The following is a 17,080-nucleotide window of genomic DNA, read 5'->3' as shown; positions in this document are numbered from 1 at the left end:
TTTCACGAGTAATTCTGGGGATTATTTCAGCTCATTAGCTGTATAAAGTTCAACAAAAACACGCTTGTAGCTGTTAACCAGACGTTCAAATAATTTAGTCATATCGATATCTCCACACCAAAAGTTAATACCTATGTGCGCGAAGTTGGCATTGACTGGGCTACGACACCAGTTCTACCAAATTGTCTCCTTAACACAGGACATATATTAAACAACTCAGGTTAGCTTCTCAAACGAGAAAAAATACAATTATTCATTATTAAAACTAATGAATTTTGATGCTGTTTTTATATTCTCATTTCTATGTATGTATTTATATATTGATTTTAAAGGTTTTAAATTAATTTTCGCTGAAAATATTTTTATGTTTTTTTAGTTAATTTGTTGCAACATTATTTGTTTGTTAGTTTTTTGGCAGCTGGAGCTGATTTGTGGTGGCTAATCAATAAAAGTAGGTGTTTACACTAATTAATGCGTGCTTACTACTCCTGTTTTGTGTGGTTGTCAATCCCTCTCAATGGGGAAGTGTGTGCCTCACCGCAAAACCCACCTAAACCACTGAGTTTGATTGATTTGCATCAAAGCGAGGTGGTATAAAATAGCCACAAATGAAAGCGAATAAATATCTTAACTATCTGATATTTATATCGATGAGATCATTTGATTGATTAAGTGGTAGGGTGTTGGTCTCAGTTACTTGCGATAGTGTGACTCGCGTCTCAATATGCGACGGATATTGGTACTTTTTAACCCTTGCTGCTTCGAACTAATGAAAAAGATTAAATTTAACGGTTTATACTGATGTTCAGATATAAACACAAAATGAAAACTCACTATCCTACAAAGGCACTTGCTGTGATTGACGCGGGTTTTGTCATAGCAATTGGACGCACCAAGTAAGGAGTCACCGATGATTGTTGAAGAGGTTGTTGAGCTATCGCGGTTGCAGTTTGCGCTGACAGCCATGTATCACTTCCTGTTTGTTCCCTTGACCTTGGGGTTGGCATTTTTGCTGGCTATCATGGAATCACTGTATGTGATGACAGATAAACAAATTTATAAAGATATGACTAAGTTCTGGGGTAAGTTATTTGGTATTAACTTTGCCTTGGGGGTTACCACAGGTTTGGCAATGGAATTCCAGTTTGGTACTAACTGGTCTTACTATTCGCATTACGTAGGGGACATCTTTGGTGCGCCTCTGGCTATTGAAGGTTTAATGGCCTTCTTCCTCGAATCTACCTTCGTCGGTATGTTCTTCTTCGGTTGGGATCGTTTCACTAAACGTCAACATTTAGTGGTGACTTGGTTAGTGGCCTTTGGCTCTAACATGTCGGCATTGTGGATTTTAGTGGCAAACGGTTGGATGCAAAACCCTGTGGGTTCTGTGTTCAACTACGAAACCATGCGCATGGAAATGACCAGCTTCGCAGAAGTGGTGTTTAACCCTGTTGCGCAGGTGAAGTTTGTTCACACTGTGGCTTCGGGTTATGTGGCGGGTGCCATGTTTGTGCTGGCGATCAGTGCTTATTACATCCTCAAGAAACGTGACTTACCTTTTGCCCGTCGCTCATTTGCGATTGCGGCAAGCTTTGGTATGGCGGCGATTTTATCGGTTATCGTCTTAGGTGATGAATCTGGTTATAAAGTCGGTGAAGCACAGCGTGTTAAGTTAGCGGCAATTGAAGCTGAATGGCACACAGAACCTGCTCCTGCGGCCTTTACTGCAGTTGGTTTCCCAAATCAAGAAACCATGCACACGGATTATGCGATCAAAATTCCTTATGCGATGGGCATTGTGGCAACACGTTCATTGGATGAAGAAGTCACGGGGATCCGTGATTTGATTGCTGAGCATGAAGTGCGTATCCGTAACGGTATGAAAGCTTATGCCATGTTAGTGAAGCTGCGTGCGGGTGAAGAAACCCCTGAACTGCGTGCGGCCTTTGAAGAAGCAAAAGTCGACTTAGGCTATGGTTTCTTACTGAAACGCTACACAGACAAAGTGGTTGATGCCACTGAAGAGCAAATTAAAGCAGCAGCTAAAGATTCTATCCCGAACGTAGCACCGATTTTCTGGAGCTTCCGTGTGATGGTGGGTCTAGGCTTTATCATGTTGTTCGTATTTGCTGCGGCTTTCTGGCAAAGCACACGTCATCAAATCGCTGAGAAGAAATGGGTACTTAAAGCTGCACTTTATAGCTTGCCATTACCTTGGATCGCGATTGAGTGTGGTTGGTTTGTGGCTGAGTATGGTCGTCAACCTTGGACGATTTCTGAGGTACTACCGACCTTTATGTCTGCATCGAGTTTAACGACTGGCGACTTATGGTTCAGTATCCTTTCTATCACCCTGTTCTACACTGTGCTGCTGGTGATTGAGATGTTCTTGATGTTTAAGTTTGCCCGCATTGGTCCGAGCAGTTTAAAAACTGGTCGTTATCATTTCGAGAACCTAGAAGCCTAAGCAGAGGATTTCATTATGTTTGATTATGAAATATTAAGAGTTATCTGGTGGGCTCTGATCGGCGTACTGTTCATCGGATTTGCGGTTACTGACGGTTTTGACATGGGTGTCGGTGCGTTACTGCCAATCATAGGCAAAGACGATACTGAACGCCGTATCATGGTCAACACTATTGCTCCCCATTGGGACGGCAACCAAGTGTGGTTAATCACAGCAGGTGGTGCGTTATTTGCCGCTTGGCCTATGGTGTATGCAGTGTCTTTCTCTGGCTTCTATGTCGCCATGATGTTAGTGCTGTTTGCCCTTTACATGCGTCCAGTCGGATTCGATTACCGTTCTAAAATTGAAAATCCAAAGTGGCGTAAGTCGTGGGACTGGGCCTTGTTTGCCGGCGGTTTTGTACCTCCACTGATCATAGGCGTAGCCTTTGGCAACTTGTTACAAGGCGTACCGTTTGAATTCGATGAGTTCCTACGTGCGACTTACCACGGTGGTCTATTCGGTCTGTTGAATCCTTTCGGTCTACTGGCAGGTCTTGTGAGCGTGAGCATGTTTATGATGCAAGGCGCTTCTTGGCTACAAATGAAGACTGATAGCGAGCTGCGAGTTCGTGCTGCGAAAGCCACGCAATTCTTCGCACTATTAGTGGCTGTGTTGTTTGCAGCAGCAGGCGTGTGGTTAGCCAATGGTATTGATGGTTATGTCGTGACATCAGTCCTTGACCATAATGCGGTGTCTAACCCAGCAATGAAAACAGTCGCGATTGAAGCGGGTGCTTGGCTTGCCAACTATGACAAATACCCCATCACTATGTTGTTCCCTTTCTTAGGTGTGCTATTGCCGCTGTTAGTGATTCTGGTGAGCCGCTTTAACCGTTCAGGTTTTGCGTTCCTATTCAGTTCGCTGACTGTCGCTATGGTGATTTTGACGTGCGGTGCAGCTATGTTCCCATTCGTTATGCCATCATCATTAGACCCTAACGTCAGTTTGACTATGTGGGATGCAACAGCCAGTAAAACTACCTTAGGGGTGATGACTGCTGCCGCTGCGATTTTCGTCCCTATAGTATTGAGCTACACTGTTTGGACTTATTTCAAAATGTTTGGCCGTATCGGTCGTAAACATATTGAAGATAACAAAGCCTCACTCTATTAGGCATTAAGGAGCATCTGCTATGTGGTATTTTACGTGGATATTAGGGGTTTTGTTGGCCTGTTCTTTCGGGATTATCAATGCCCTGTGGCTTGAGAATACTGAGAACATGGACAGATCGGCAGATGATGCCGAGTAACGTCTAAACTCGATTTAAAAAACCTCGCACTAGCGGGGTTTTTTATTGGGATTTATTTGCTGGGTGAGGCAAGGTTTAGCCTGTGTTGCAGCAGAACTATCCTATTAGCCAGCATATCTAACTCCATAAAAGGTAGCAGTGTGCTGATGCAATCGCAGCAGATGCGCCTGATATCCGTTTTGTCGTGAGTGTGATGCCTGACATATGTGGCGTCTAAGATTGAGAGGTTGTGATAAAGAGTGTGGATTATCAGGGCTGAATGCCTAAGTGCAGTTATTACTGAGGCTGAATGGGGCAGCATGAATAAGTGAAGCATTCCATTAAAGACACGTCACCAAGTGACGAACTCTGAAGACTCCTTATTAAAAGGGATTCACCCATTTAGACTTTATCACTTCATCGCTTTTTGATGGCGATAGATACAGGCGTTGCTCCGTATTATCTAAAATATTTACTCCCTTATTCCTTTAAGTCGCTCTTCTAAAAAAGCTATCCTCAATAACTGTCTCCTCAAGTCGCTTTCTTGAATGATGCCCCAAAACTGTTGGAATCGCGGCCATAAAAAATGCCACCCAGTGTGGGTGGCATTTGATAAACAACTTATTAGACATTTGAGTGAGTCGAGCTAATTGAACCCGTCGCGCTAGTCTAATTAGGCCTTAAACTGGCTTATTTGGCGTTTTAAAGCCGCGGCTAAGGAAGACAGTTCATTGGCTGAATGCACCGTTTCAGTGGCACGGTGCTCGCCCTCATTTGCTAGTTCACTGATCTGATGCAAATTGTGGGTGATTTCCTCTGCAACACTGCTTTGCTGTTCAGTTGCCGAGGCGATATTACGTGAACTAATGGCGAGTTCGCCAATCCGGCGGGTGATTTCCTTTAGCTGCTCGCCGGTTGCTTCGCCCTGTGCTGCGGATTCCATACCTAATTGATGACTCTGACCCATTTGCTCTGTGGTGCTTTTCACTTGGGTTTGTAGCTTTCCAATCGTTTGGCCAATTTCTAAAATGGATGATTGGGTGCGCTGGGCTAAGGTTCTCACCTCATCGGCAACGACCGCAAAGCCTCGACCTTGATCGCCTGCGCGCGCCGCTTCAATCGCCGCATTGAGTGCCAGTAAGTTTGTCTGCTCGGCAATGCTGTTAATCACTTCGGTGACTTTACTGATGGCTTCACTTTCGTGACTGACTTTTTCAACCGACTGATGACTGTTACTGAGCTGTTCACTGAGCTTGAGTAAATCTTGCACTACTTTAACTTGTTGATCTTGGCCTTCTTTCGCCGCGGCATCAACTTGTTGACTCTGAACTGCGCCGTCTTGGGCATGATTCGCCACATCACGGATAGAGGTCGACATTTCTTCAATGGCAGTAGCAATTTGATCCGTTTGTAGCATTAAGGCCTGAGCTTCTTCGCCATTCTGTTTGGCGATACTTTGTGCCTTAGAAGCCTGCTGCTCTAAACTCATCACCGAATCCTGCAGGGCAATGATCAACTGCCTTAACTCTGAGGACATGGTCGATACGCTGGTGGTGATGCGATCAACTTCGTTTTGACTCTGTGGTTCCGATGGCGCTAAGTGATGACTAAAATCGCCACTCCCTAGCCTTTCCATATGCACTTGTAGGGCATGTAACGGTTTAAGTGCACGGATTAATACTACTGAAAGCAGTGCTGTGATCAGCGCAATCCCTGTGAGGGCAACGATAGCGTTGATAGTGAGTAACTGCATACTTTCTTCATTGAGTTCACTTGCCTTAACTTGGCCTACCAACATCCAATTCCAGCCGGTTACGGTTTGGCTATAGGCAAACATAGGCTCATTTTTACTATTGCTATAACTGTACTCAGAATCATCTTTCGTGGCCTCAGCCACACTTAACCCATCGAGCATACTCTCGGTGATAACGTCGCCAGCATTAAACTGAGGATGCGCGACTAGTACATTGTCCGCTTTACGCACTAACAGAAAACGGCCGCTTTCTTCTAGGGTGAGTCTGTTTACTGCATCTTTTAATTGTTTTAACGAGCTGGTGATGTCAAAGCCAATATATAAGATACCAATGACTTGGCCTTGGACGTCCTTTACTGGGCGATAGACTGTCATATAGTCTTTGCCGAAGAGTTTGGCGTAGCCTTCGTATTCTTGGCCGCTGATCAGCGCTTTATAGCCTGGATGCGTTTTGCCGAGGAAGGTGCCTAGTGCACGGCTACCATCGGCTTTTTTGAGTGAGGTCGACACCCGCATAAAATCATCGCCATCACGCACGAATACCGTTGCCGTGCCGCCTGTCAGGTTAGCAAAACGATCGACTTTACTTTTTGAGGAGTTAATTTGTTCTTGTTCGTGCATGAGGGCGGGGGAGCTGACTCCCATCACATTGACGGTTTTATTTGGTTTACTAAATTGCCCTGGATACATTTCCTTAAACACATCGGCGTTGCGCCTTGCAAGCTGCAAAAGGCTATCGTATTGCAGTTCTAACATGTCTGAAACGGCTCGCATTTCGGACTTCATGGCACTCATGCCTTTATCTTCTAATACATTTGAAGCGGCTTTGTAGGAAACGGTACTGAGTATGCCGAAAATGGTGAGTGTGAGAATAAACGCGAGGGCACCTATTTGTTTTGCAATAGGCCAATTTTTATAATTCATCGTACGATCCTATAGGTAACGGTTACATCAATGTAGCCTAAGTCTCACTCCATGGTCTTGATATGGGTCTAGTATTTAAGCAATTGTATAGTCAATTCTTTGATATTTTACCAGTTTTAGACTTGAGTTAATGGATTCATTCCACAGACATGTCGGCAGATAAAAAGTCCTGCTAACTGGCCGTATTGTGATGGCATGGACTAAGCTGCTTAAGGTGAATGGAGTTCATAGTGTCAGAACCATTATAGGGGAAGTGTATATGCTAGGTGAGAATCATGCGTTAGTTTATGAGTTTCCTGATTTTGTCGATCAAATTATGCATCTAAAAGTCAATAATAGCGCCTTTGCGACTATGGCCAGTCGTTACCATGAGCTCGACAATAAAATTAGGGCACTGGAGTTAACTAAAGTGCCCACCGCCGATGAGCACTTTTTAGCGTTAAAATTAGAGCGGTTAAACCTCAAAGATAAACTGTATCAATACCTAGTCCACGATGCGATTTAAGCTGGAATGGCGGACTGATTGTTCGCCATACGGGTTTTCATCAACAGTAGATACATAGTCGGTACCCAAACCAGAGAGAGCAAAGTCGTCAGCAGCGTGCCGCCCGCGATAGCAATGGCAAAGGGAGGCCAAAATCCGCCGCCAGCAATGATAAGCGGGATAAACCCGCCCACTGTGGTGATGGTTGTTGAGCTGATATGGCGGCCACAACTGCTGACGGTTGAGACTATGGTTTCCATATCGCCGAGTCTGGCACTTGGCATATCCTCAAGTTCAGCCAAGATCACTATGGCGGCGTTAATGGCCAGTCCCATTAAGCCTAGCAACCCTATGATGACAGGGAATCCAAAGGGATAGCCGAACACAAACACGGCTAATAGGCCAAGCCCTGCCGATTGTATCGCGCTCAATAGAATAATCGCCGTGAGCCTAAAGGAGTTGAACGACAACACCACAGTGGCCAATAGCAAGGTGACGACTAACATCACATTGGACAGTAAATTGCCGACCGCTTCGTTACGTTTCGCGCTTTCACCGCCGATTTCAATGCGATATCCCGATGGCAGCGCGAGTTGTGCCACTTTATCTTTGACATCGTTCAGCACTTGGGCGGGTAATACACCACTGACAATATAGGCTTCTATGGTATTCACCCTTTGGCCGTTACGTCTTGGAATGGCGCCGCGACTCACTTGCACTTCGTTGTAGGCGAGGGCAGAGAGCGCGACCGACTCACCCGAAGGTGTCACTAATTGAATTTCTGAAAGGCGGGTGACTTGTTCGCGACTGCCATCACCGAGTCGCACTCGAACGGGTAATGACTCCGTTTGCTCAAGCACGCTGCCCCCGATAACGCCCGTGGTCGACATTTGGATCTGCTTGGCAATATCCGTCAGACTTAAACCACTCATTAAGCTGGCATCTTCATTCACTTGCAGCCACAGCTTAGGCGCACCGGCACTTAAAGTGGCTCGGGTATGGAGCACATCCGGCGTTTGCGCAAGGATATTGCGGACTTCATCGCCCAGCGTCCGTAACGTATCGAGATTCGGACCGAAGATCATCAACTCTACCGGCGCATTAAAGGGCGGACCTTGCTCGAGTTTGCGAACTAGCACTTGTGCTTCGGAGAAAGCACTGTCGAACTGCTGTTGTAATTCGGGGATCAGCTCATTGGCACGTTCAAAGTCGGTCACTTTCACCATGGCCTGTGCATAGTTAGTCGCGCCCTGTTGGCGCTGTGTCAGGTTGTAATAAAATGAGGGCGTATTGCCGCCCACCACCCAATCGACTTGGGTGATCCCATTGACGGCATGGAGTTTTTTATCCATGAGCTGCACTTGATTCAAGCTGTTGTCTAAACTCACATGGGGCGCAAGATAGACTTCAATTTGGAACATGTCCCTGTCCGATGGCGGAAAGAATTGCTCTGTCATTTTGCCCGAGGCGTAAAAACCTAATACTGGCGTAATGCCGATAAGCAGCGCACTGAGAATAGGGCGCTTAAGGGCGATTCTGAGGCTGGTTTGAAAATATTGGCTCACAAGCGGGAGATTTATTCCGTGTTGATACCAGACATCATGTTTGCCTTCATGGCTAAATCGTCCCGCGAGTCCCGCAATTATCGTGTGGGAAATCAGGTAAGAGCCCAGCAGCGCAAACATTACTGACATGGCAATGCCACCGACAAACTCCCCAGCGGCGCCGGGCATCAGCACTATGGGCGCAAAGGCTAAAATCGTGGTAATTGTTGAACCCGCTAAGGGCAGCCAAAGGTGGTGTATGGTTTCGCTCACTGCGGCGAGGCGGCTCATGCCTTGTTGGCGTCGTTGTGATATAGCATCAACAATCACAATCGCATTATCCACCATGATCCCAAGGGCGACGACGAGTCCTGTCACCGACATTTGATGTATGGGCAGGCCGATATATTTCATGCAGGCCAAGGTAAACAGTGCCGTGAGGGGTAATGAAATCGCCACTATGATGGCGTTTCTTAGTCCTAGGGTGAGTAGCAATACCAGCAAGATGATCACAAACCCTTGCAGCAGGTTTACCACGAGTCCGCCAAGGCGATCGCTGGTGTAACTGTTTTGCTCGAATAGCCATTGGATCTGGATATTGGCGGGCACTTCGCGATTAAGTTCATCGACGACGCTATTCACTTGTGCTTGCCAGAGATCGACACGGCTATTGTTAAGCATGCGCGCGGCGACAAAAACGCCTTGTTCACCATCGACTAACGCTATGCTATCCGCGGGCGTTTTGGCTTGGCGAGTGACAAGGGCAATATCCCCAAGGCGAATAATTTGGCCTTGGTTATCAATTTTGAGTGGCACTTGGCGAATGCGTGTTAATGAGTCGAGTTCGCCCGAGACTTCGACTAAGGCGCGAAACTCACGATTGTTGATTTCACCCGCGGCAATTTTACTGTCGGCGCCGCTGAGAATATGGGCGATGGAAGCGGGAGTGAGTTGTAACTGGCTCATCTTGTTGCCATCGAGCTGCACTAGCATTTCTTCGGTCGGTGCGCCGTAGAGTTTGACAAAATCCGTGCCCGATAACAGCCTGAGCCTGCTCTGTAATTCCTTCGCGTAGCGGTTGAGCATATCGACTCGAACGGGCGTATTGCTATTCCACACTAAGCTTAAAATGGCGGTATAGGCATAACCAATTTGATCATCGAGTGTCGGGGATGGTATGCCCTCGGGCAGATTGATTTTCGCATCGGCTAATAAATCCCGCGCCCGAGACCACACGGGATCTGTCTCCATGACTGTGTCTTTTAATTCTAACTGTATGACTGAAATCCCCGGGCGAGAGGTCGATTGGATCAGCTTGATTTCTTCTAAGCGTCTGAGCTGATTTTCGAGCACTTCCGTGACTAAGGCTTCGACCCGTTCAGCTGAGGCCCCTGGGTACGGGGTGATCACAGAGGCGAAACGGTTGGTTATGTGTGGATCTTCAGTACGCGGCAGACTCGAGATAGCGCCAAAGCCCGCGACCAGTAATAGTGCAATAACGAGGCTGACTAAGCGGCCGTTTTCAACAAAGGCTTTAATCATAACTACCTCGTGGCTGCGGCAATGGGAGACACAGCTTGGCCTACGACCAGCTTATGGAGTCCTTGGCTGACATAGATTTCATTGGGCTGAATCGCGCCTTGAATGTAGGCCATGTCTTGGGTTGTGTAGAGAATTTCCACATCTCGACGCTCTATGATGGATTGCTGTTCATCATTTGCGATGACATACAGATTCCATAATCCGCGAATGCCATCCGTCAGCGCTGAAATTGGCACCCAATACCCAGCTTGCTCAATTTGCTGCTGTTGATGCAGATACGCAATTTCACCGTTAATCACACGGGCATCTTGGGGCAGGCTGATCCTAAGTTGTAGGGTGCGACTGATGGGATTCACTTCGGCGCTGATACCGGCAATTTCGGCGGTAAAGGTTTGGTCTTGCACGCTGACTTGTACTTGCTGTCCGACGTGAAACTGCTCCGCTAACGCGACAGGTACGCCAATGTAGGCTTCAGGATTGATATTGCCCACTAAGGTGAAAATGGGGCTACCCGCGGCAACCACTTCGCCTAAGTTATGCAGTTTTTGGCTGATGGTGCCGTCGAAAGGCGCCACTAAGATGGATTTATCGAGCTTAAGTTGATTGGCATGCTGTGAGGCAAGTAGGCGGTTTTTCGCCGCGGCTAAGCTATTTAATTGTGAGCGGTTTTCATCTAATAGCTGCTCAGAGACATAACCCGATTTTTTCAATTCTTGATTACGTTTTAGAGTGCTGGTGGCCAGATCAACATCGGCTTGGGTTTGCGCCAGACTCGCTTGGATCTCTTGACGCTCGGCTTCGAGTAGTCGGGTATCGAGGATTGCCAGTATTTGGCCTTGCTTCACTTTGATGCCGGAATCGGCCTGTAGTTCGTTTAACTTACCAGCCAGTTCAAAGCCGACGCCAGTTGTGTTGCCCGCACGGATAGTCCCCGTGAAGGTCTGCTCGTGCTGATAGCTTGGGGTCAGGATCAACGCTTGGCTCGTGACTGTGGGCAGTACGGTTGTCGTGGCGTGTTCAGTAACTTCCTTTTGACAGGCGGATAATGTGACTAAAGCAAACACGCAGACGCTAATAGTGCGCCAAGAACGTCGGGCAGTTCGATCCATTTTAAGTGCTTCCGCTGTAAGTTAAACGTTAATGCTATGTAACTAGACTTGCTAGTCTAGTTGCGCGGAACTAGACTGTCTAGTCTATTTTGTGCTTAACTAATGCCAATTTATTATGTCTATCTATTCGAGAGTCGATATGACGCATTCCTCTGAGATGCAGTTACCTCTGAGCCGTAGCGAACAAAAACGTCAGCAAGTGCTTGTGGCTGCTATTGATTTATTTTGTCGTCAAGGGTTTCCCCATACCAGTATGGATGAGGTTGCCAAGCTTGCGGGCGTGTCTAAACAAACCGTCTATTCCCATTACGGCAGCAAAGATGAATTATTTGTTGCGGCAATCGAATCTAAGTGTGTCGGCCATAATCTTAATGATGATTTGTTAAGCGATCCCACTAAGCCTGAATCGGCATTGACTCAGTTTGCCCTGCAATTTGGAGAGATGATTGTCAGCCCTGAAGCTATTACGGTATTCAAAGCCTGTGTGGCGCAATCCGAAAGCCATCCTGAAGTGTCGCAGTTGTTCTTCGACGCGGGCCCGAAACATATAGTGGGATTATTGGCGGATTATTTAGTGACAGTAGAGGCCCTAGGGCAATATCGCTTCGGTAATGCGCACCATAGTGCGGTGCGTTTATGTTTAATGTTGTTTGGTGAGCTAAAACTCAAATTAGAATTGGGCTTGGCGGCCGATGAACTCGTTGGCGATAGAAATGAGTATATTTTGGGTTGTGCAGACATGTTCCTGAAGGCGCATCGGGTTTAATAAAACTTGCACAATATAAAAGTATCATTTTGTATCTCAATATTGAAAGCATGAACCTTTTAGCTTGATAGCGCGTATTATGCGCAAAAAATCTGTTAATCATTTTAAATGCAAGGAGCTGACGTGGCTAATCGAGAACTCTCACCATCGAGCGCAAAACTGCGCCTGCTGAAAAGCGCTGTATTACTGTTGCCGTTAATGAGCTGTGCTGCTATTGCAGCGGATAAACCTTCGCAGGAATATAAGCCTTTTAGATTAAGTGTCGCGCAGATCAGCACCCAGAGTGCCGAGGTTGCCAATGGTAATACTGAGCTACAAAGGGACAGTTTATTACTGAGTGCAGGGATGAATGTTCCGTTAAATCAGCAATGGTCTTTGGGCTTTCGTGTGGGTTACGACAGGCTGGATTATGATTGGCGCAATATCACGCTCACTGGTGCTAACAATGTCGCACCGCTTTTTGGTACCGACGGGCAGAATTGGGATCATATCAATCGTTACCGTGCCGGAGTGTCGTTAAATTATCGCATGGATAAACATTGGACCTTCTTTTTAGCGCCGCAGATCCAATATGCCTACGCCGACACTGCATCGGCCAGCGAAGCCCAGAGTTACGGTATTGTGGCGTCTGCCATGTATGCATTTGATTCGGGGAATATGATTGGCTTTGGCGTCGCGTATCTTAATGATATCGATGAAGTTCGCACAGTACCATATCTCGCCATGCGCTGGCAGATAGATGAACATTGGGCACTCGCCAATCCTTTCCAAGCTGGTTTTAGTGGTCCTGCAGGATTAGAGCTGAGTTATCGATTTAATTCCGATTGGAATGTCGGCTTTGGTAGTTCGCGTCGTACTGAGCGATTCCTTATCGAAGATGATGACACTGTGGTAGAAACGAACGAATGGGTGAGTTATTTACGTGGCGGTTGGCAAGCAACCCCAGCATTAACAGTGAATCTTTACGCCGGTTATTACTTTGATGGTGAGTTAGAAGTGACCGACCAAGCCGCACTTGAAATGGATAGCCAAGGCGCTGCGGCCTTGGATATCGAATTCAAATTCTAACGTTAATGTCAGTTATTTGCCTAGCATGGCCTCTTTGAGGCTTTTCTGGGCAGGCTTGTCACCTAGCCAAATTTTTAACAGTGCTTGACGGAACATTTCACCTTCGATGGTGGCTTGTTCCTGACCATTTTTATAGGCCGTCACGCCGCGGGCTTTATTGGCGACTAAGGTAAATTGGTCACCTTCTTTAATTTCTTCGTTAAACAGCGCCATAAAGGCATCGATTTGCGGTTGAATATCGGCGGTGTTTTCTGCGGTCGCGTGCTCAAAACCTTCAGTGATCGCATCGCGCATTTTTTCTGAGGTGATCATGCCAGAGGTAATATTAAGGCGGATTGCCGCAATCGGAGCATCGATAACCGCTGCTGTGCTACTCAAGGCTGCTGGCAAATACAGACTGCCCACATATAAATCCATAAAGAACTTACTGCGAACGCCCGCGCCATTGAGCTGTAATGCTTGGCTATCTAACGTCACAGTATCGGCGACTTGCACACCTGATACTTCTTTGGCTATTAATGTGTGGGGTAATAACAGCGCGCTTGCTAGGGTAAGAGTGGAGAGTAACTTCATAATACACCTCATTTTTCTATTTTAATTATTGGGTTTTAAGTAAAGCTTTATGAGTATTTACAGCAGAAAGTTGACCCCAACTTCTCAAATACTCGGCACCGAAAATGGATGTTAATCTAAAGAAGAGGGGAGAGATAGGCTAATTGTGCCAAAGCATCATTCGAAAATGGTTAAATATGACATACTCGTCATTAAGTATGAGCATGCCAACAAGATGACTTATCGCGTAAAAGTATTGACGTAACGGTATTGGCGTAAAACTATCGGCGGCAAATCATCAACGTTACACTTTCTGCGTGAAAATTATCCGCGAGTGCCTAGCTTGTACTGACCACTCTGTTCGAACATCACCGCTTGTTTATGTTTTGGTGAGATCAAAATTGGACCGTCGTCGAAGAAGAGAAAACACTTCCAATTACGGACGAACACATCCCAACGAGTTTCAATAATCTGATATTTTTCATAGCAAAAATAGACGGTTGTCTCATCTGGCCATTGTATAAACTCGGCTAACATGGCGGGTAAACTGCTCTCTTCACTATCCCAAGCACTCTGCCAATGATCTGTTTCCACCCAAGCATCAGCCTTCGCCGCCCAATCTCCCTTAGTGAATTGTTCCGCACGACTACTCTTGTTGCTAATCCATTGGTTCCAGATTTCCATCGCACTTTTATCTGTTAACGGCAGGATATGCGCCTTGTCCTCGTCAGTGACAGGCAAGTCCTTGTGGTTGAAAATCCACTTACGGCGGTATTGATCTAGCGGGATATAAGTGTTGGCCACATTAGCTCTTTATTACATAGTTAATTATGCCCAATTATACCTAAGGTTAGCGGATTTGTGGATCTTAAGCTTACATAATTTGTCAATTTGACTTCAGTTCTAAATTACCGTAGAGCTGTTGTAAATGTGTTTGTGCTGCAAAGTTGTTCGGATCTAATGTTAATATTTCTGTTAATACGCTCACGGCTTGTTCGGGTTGGCCTATATCCTTCCAAAAAAGCCCAAATTTGAGAAGCACCGGAATATCAGTTGGGTATTTTTCTAAATAGTTTAGATAATAGTCTAACGCTTGTTGGTACTTACCTTGAAGCTTAAGTATCTGAGCATAGTGAGGTAAGTAATCGTCACTAAATACAATAATTTTACTATAAGTGTTTTCAGCCAGCGTAATATCCTTGAGCTTCAGAGAGAGTAATATAATTTGTTTTAGTTCAGTTTCCGTACGATACTCTTCTGAGATATTAAGTATAGACTCTAGTGCTGCGGACTCTTCGTGCAGAAGTAAAAATTGGTAACTCGAGGCTAAATAATATAAACGGGTTAACTCTGGGTTATTTTTGATAAATGGACTGATGTATTGAATCATTTTACTGATCCCAAGTAAGTGCTGATTTTGCATTAAGATAGCCAGTTTTTTAAATGCATCTTCCACATTATTGACAGTAGCCTCTTTTACACTGGTACTGTGATTATTTTGGCTAAGATACTGTAAGTATTCCTGTTCAATCTCATCGAGTAGAGCTATATCTGCATCATTCAACTTCTGATGGTCGGGCATATAGTTTTGTTTCCAAATTAATGCTCGGCCTAGTTGATTATCCTGCCGCCACTGTCTAGCAATCGCCGGTATATCTGTTGGCACAGTGAGTTCAGCTAATCTTATTTCCACTCTGGATGCGGCATCATTGATTAAGACGCTAAGTTCAGTGGCTATGTTTAAATATGCCTTATAGTAAATGTTATTATTTGTACTGAGATCTAATTGTGACCAATGTTCGCTCTGTTTTGTCGATAGGAAATGTGAGAATTCGTAGTAGCCGTAAAATTTAATTAAGCTTCCAAAATGGTGGTATTTTCGATTGAGTGTTTTTTCAATCTTGTCTATTTTTCTGTGTAGTTCAACAACGGTGTGTGTGGTACCCTCTATTTTTAGCATGATATTTGAATAATGCAGGGCCTTTTTGAGCAATTTTATTAAGGCATTAAAAGTGTTTGAGGTTAAAGAGAGATCAGTTAGGGTATTTGCTAATAGCTTACGTCTTTGTTCGATAGATAGTTTGTGCTTACTTGGTTGAAGTATAGCTCTATCTTCAGGTGTAATTGTTGCTAGCACCAGTTGTTCTGGTGAAAGCTGTTGTATACCCTCAATTCTTGCAGCGTTTGCTGATAAATTGATACACTTTGCATGGTAACAAATCACTTCTTCTTGTAAAGATTGCATGGCTTGAAGGAGTTGTATTGGAGTTTCTGCCATTTCACCTGAATAGGTTTCTACCCACTCGAACATGACTCCTAAATTAGGGCCAATATCTGCACCGAATGTATTCTTTGCATGGGTTGCACCAGACTGAGAATGACAAAAATCAGAGCCACAAAGTAATATTTGTTCAAATCCCATTTCTTCGGCAATTTGCACAGCGGCATTAGTTACGGTAGGGCCTTTTGGCAAAATATTATCGCTATCTCGAGAATCCCAAGGTATTCGTGGACCAGTGTATAGCACGCTGCCAGCCCACTGTCCGAGTAATAGGGGACTAACATGATATGAGCAAATAAATAGACTGTTTTCGTACAAGGCCATCATTTCTTTATTTACTGTCAACGCATGATCTTGGGGGTCGACCGAAACTATGATGTCTACAGGAATCCCTGCAATAGTCAGTTTATACGCTACTCTCGATACAGCGAAAATAACTAACTGTTCTCGATGACTTTTTATCCAGTCGATATGCTCATCTAAAGAAGGGCCTCCGCCTAAAACTATGCAGGTTTTACCCATGAATTTTTGTTTTAGTATGGATGCGGGCTGAAGAGTTTCACTTAAATTAATTAGTTGCTTTTTAATAAATATTTTCTGGGAAAATCCGATATTGCTTTCGAAGTGCTCGTGTTCTATTTTTTTTTCAACTAAATAATTTAATTGTGCATATTCATCAATGTAGTTCCCTGAAACTGCAATTGAACGATGAACTTTAAATTGATCTTTAGCAATAAAAATATTATTACGAGTTTCTTTTAATAATGCATCAAACATCTCTGGCGAACATATTTCAATTGATTCAGATAGTTCGTCTGGGACTTCAATTGTTAGTAAGTTCAGTACTGCATTAAAGTCTACAAAAATAAATTTACTGCCATCGGGAATAGCTAGCTCCATGACATAGTTAGCAAGTAAACCAGAATCCAGACCTATGACTATGTGTAGGGTATCTTTATGGGAAAACTCGGCCTTATACCTATTATTAAATAGCGTTTTCGAGTCGCATTGCTCAAAGGTGTTGCGATTAATGCTCGGTAGATAGTACTCATTGAATTGACTAACCGAGAAAACAGCGGAGAGAATGGGTTCGTTTACTGTCATCATCTGTTGTGCACCTTGTTATCTCGTTAGAGTCAAATTTTTGGCAAACACTGAATATGTGTGGACAATTTTCGCATATTTTCATGCTGATAACATAATGAAATCAAATTGATTTTGTAAACTTTAGCACGATTGCCTCACAAATAGTTATTGTATCTCTGGGACTTAATATCAAAGTTTGTATAAAAAACGCTCGTTTTTTGCTTTTGATGGTTT

General features: G+C 44.9%; 12 protein-coding genes. 6 read left to right on the top strand and 6 right to left on the bottom strand.

The features are described from left to right. Window positions 1–910: 910 nt before the first annotated feature. Genes Q4Q52_RS06480 through cydX form a run of 3 tightly spaced genes read left to right on the top strand, consistent with a single transcriptional unit; the run spans window position 911 to window position 3,758 of the window. A complete protein-coding gene (locus Q4Q52_RS06480; protein ID WP_106651106.1) occupies window positions 911–2,467 on the top strand; it encodes a cytochrome ubiquinol oxidase subunit I in 1,557 nt (518 codons plus the stop codon). A gap of 15 nt (window positions 2,468–2,482) precedes the next feature. Further along, entirely contained in the window at window positions 2,483–3,622 is a 1,140-nt protein-coding gene (gene cydB / locus Q4Q52_RS06475; RefSeq protein WP_106651105.1) for a cytochrome d ubiquinol oxidase subunit II, read from the top strand. 19 nt (window positions 3,623–3,641) lie between these two features. Continuing rightward, window positions 3,642–3,758: a cytochrome bd-I oxidase subunit CydX gene (cydX, locus tag Q4Q52_RS06470; protein WP_006082469.1), complete on the top strand. Its 117-nt coding sequence runs from the start codon at window positions 3,642–3,644 to the stop codon at window positions 3,756–3,758. 652 nt (window positions 3,759–4,410) lie between these two features. On the opposite strand, the gene Q4Q52_RS06465 is transcribed toward cydX, so the two are convergent. After that, the gene (locus Q4Q52_RS06465) at window positions 4,411–6,414 is read right to left on the bottom strand and encodes a methyl-accepting chemotaxis protein (protein ID WP_311990134.1); all 2,004 of its coding nucleotides are present in this window, start codon (window positions 6,412–6,414) and stop codon (window positions 4,411–4,413) included. Between the two features lie 259 nt (window positions 6,415–6,673). Here Q4Q52_RS06465 and Q4Q52_RS06460 point away from each other — a divergent pair, with 259 nt between their 5' ends. After that, window positions 6,674–6,919 (top strand): YdcH family protein, encoded by a 246-nt coding sequence (locus Q4Q52_RS06460; protein ID WP_311990133.1) that lies wholly within the window; start codon window positions 6,674–6,676, stop codon window positions 6,917–6,919. Here Q4Q52_RS06460 and Q4Q52_RS06455 read toward each other — a convergent pair. Beyond that, window positions 6,916–9,984 (bottom strand): efflux RND transporter permease subunit, encoded by a 3,069-nt coding sequence (locus tag Q4Q52_RS06455; RefSeq protein WP_311990132.1) that lies wholly within the window; start codon window positions 9,982–9,984, stop codon window positions 6,916–6,918. The genes Q4Q52_RS06460 and Q4Q52_RS06455 overlap by 4 nt on opposite strands. Before the next feature lie 2 nt (window positions 9,985–9,986). Further along, entirely contained in the window at window positions 9,987–11,093 is a 1,107-nt protein-coding gene (locus tag Q4Q52_RS06450; RefSeq protein ID WP_311990131.1) for an efflux RND transporter periplasmic adaptor subunit, read from the bottom strand. Window positions 11,094–11,232: 139 nt separating this feature from the next. Between Q4Q52_RS06450 and Q4Q52_RS06445 the strand changes: the two genes are divergently transcribed. Continuing rightward, window positions 11,233–11,859: a TetR/AcrR family transcriptional regulator gene (locus tag Q4Q52_RS06445; RefSeq protein WP_006082464.1), complete on the top strand. Its 627-nt coding sequence runs from the start codon at window positions 11,233–11,235 to the stop codon at window positions 11,857–11,859. A 123-nt stretch (window positions 11,860–11,982) separates the two neighbouring features. Next, window positions 11,983–12,927: a DUF6268 family outer membrane beta-barrel protein gene (locus Q4Q52_RS06440; protein ID WP_006082463.1), complete on the top strand. Its 945-nt coding sequence runs from the start codon at window positions 11,983–11,985 to the stop codon at window positions 12,925–12,927. 12 nt (window positions 12,928–12,939) lie between these two features. Here Q4Q52_RS06440 and Q4Q52_RS06435 read toward each other — a convergent pair whose 3' ends face one another. The 3 genes from Q4Q52_RS06435 to Q4Q52_RS06425 all read right to left on the bottom strand — a co-directional run bounded on the left by Q4Q52_RS06435 (window position 12,940) and on the right by Q4Q52_RS06425 (window position 16,867). Further along, window positions 12,940–13,500, bottom strand: coding sequence for a chalcone isomerase family protein (locus Q4Q52_RS06435; protein WP_311990130.1), 561 nt, complete (start codon window positions 13,498–13,500; stop codon window positions 12,940–12,942). A gap of 303 nt (window positions 13,501–13,803) precedes the next feature. Beyond that, on the bottom strand, window positions 13,804–14,283 hold the full coding sequence (locus tag Q4Q52_RS06430) for a DUF2947 domain-containing protein (protein WP_311990129.1): 480 nt from the start codon (window positions 14,281–14,283) through the stop codon (window positions 13,804–13,806). A gap of 82 nt (window positions 14,284–14,365) precedes the next feature. Next, complete coding sequence (locus Q4Q52_RS06425; RefSeq protein ID WP_311990128.1) at window positions 14,366–16,867, bottom strand: 6-hydroxymethylpterin diphosphokinase MptE-like protein; 2,502 nt, start codon at window positions 16,865–16,867, stop codon at window positions 14,366–14,368. Window positions 16,868–17,080 lie beyond the last annotated feature (213 nt).

It is taken from the genome of Shewanella sp. SP1S2-4 (genome assembly GCF_031932075.1).
Taxonomy (GTDB): Bacteria; Pseudomonadota; Gammaproteobacteria; order Enterobacterales; family Shewanellaceae; genus Shewanella; species Shewanella baltica.
This window is presented reverse-complemented; position numbering and strand designations above follow the sequence as displayed.